Source organism: Marinitenerispora sediminis, assembly GCF_003336425.1.
Classification (GTDB): Bacteria; Actinomycetota; Actinomycetes; order Streptosporangiales; family Streptosporangiaceae; genus Marinitenerispora; species Marinitenerispora sediminis.
Window position 1 is genome coordinate 1 of record NZ_QEIO01000358.1, and the last position, 519, is coordinate 519.

Consider the following 519-nt stretch of genomic DNA (forward strand, 5'->3'; position numbering starts at 1 on the left):
GGGAGAACGCGCATACGGCTCCGTCTGCGGTGGTGATGAGCAGGAGCTTGGCGCCCCAGAAGAAGCGGTGGTGGGAGGCGTCGCGCCCCTAGATCGTTGATGGGGGTTGTGTGTCATGTTCAGGGGTCATAAGCGGTCAGTGACCGCTTGACCCGGGCACCGATCAGCCAATTGCGCCAGATCACGGCGTTGAGCGCGCAGACCCTCTGACAGGTGCGCCCCCACAGGCCCTCGGTGCTGCGTGCGCGCACTATGGCGTTCCAGCCCGAGCTGGTTCTTCAGCGTCCAGATGACCGCCTCGATGCGCTGGCGCAGCCAGCCCGGGAAGACACCGGGGCCGTCCTCGTCGCGGCGGGCCGGGCGGATGAGCACATGGCCCAGGCCGGCGGCGGCCTTCTCGATCCCGGCCCCGGCCAAGCCCTTGTCGCACACGACCGCACACGGCCCCGGAGCGCACCGCTGGACGTGGAGCAGGTGCAGGGCCTGCTTGCGTTCGTCCAGCTCCTTGGGATGGGCCAG

Annotated in this window: 1 pseudogene; it reads right to left on the reverse strand. The window is 69.0% G+C overall.

Features of this window, described 5'->3' with window-relative positions:
- Positions 1–119: 119 nt before the first annotated feature.
- Positions 120–519: pseudogene (locus DEF28_RS26800) on the reverse strand (IS982 family transposase); the annotation flags it as partial.